Source organism: Ferrovum myxofaciens (assembly GCF_000735045.1).
Classification (GTDB): Bacteria; Pseudomonadota; Gammaproteobacteria; order Burkholderiales; family Ferrovaceae; genus Ferrovum; species Ferrovum myxofaciens.
In genome coordinates this window covers 1-495 of the sequence record NZ_JPOQ01000552.1, presented here as the reverse complement: position 1 = coordinate 495, position 495 = coordinate 1, and the positions used below count along the sequence as shown (strand labels likewise).

The following is a 495-nucleotide window of genomic DNA, read 5'->3' as shown; positions in this document are numbered from 1 at the left end:
AGGTCGTTTGTGATAGAGGGTTTGCCATCGGTCATGGCCTGGATGCTGTAGCGGCGACGCGAGAGCCAGGAGACCCCGGTGGATTCGCCCTTAGAACCCCCTGTCTTTAGACATGGGGAGGTTTAGGTTGACGTTGGAGTCTCATCTGGGGATACCCGTGGATATTGTCTCCATGCAGCAAGGCGCTTGAAAGAACCTGACCAACCCAGATAATACGCTTTTCGCCCATCGTGTCGCAAGAGTGACCCCAAGGTGGGCACGAACTCAACGCTTCAGTTGCGACAGGTCGCGCACTGCGCCGCGGTCGGTGGAGAATGATGACGACGTCGCCCCCATGCACCGTATTGCCGAGGATCGCTTCCACCGCTGCGTCCTGGCTTTCGAACACACGCGCCTTGCCGGAGAACTTCAGGATACTTTCGTCCACACCGGCCGTCTTCACGATGCAGCCTTTCTCCGCGATATTCCCATACAGGACAGCGAGGCCACCATCCT

1 pseudogene is annotated in these 495 nt (G+C 58.0%); it reads right to left on the bottom strand.

Annotated features, from left to right (window positions below):
* Nucleotides 1–295: 295 nt before the first annotated feature.
* A pseudogene (locus IV91_RS19955) lies at nucleotides 296–495 on the bottom strand (dihydroxy-acid dehydratase); the annotation flags it as partial.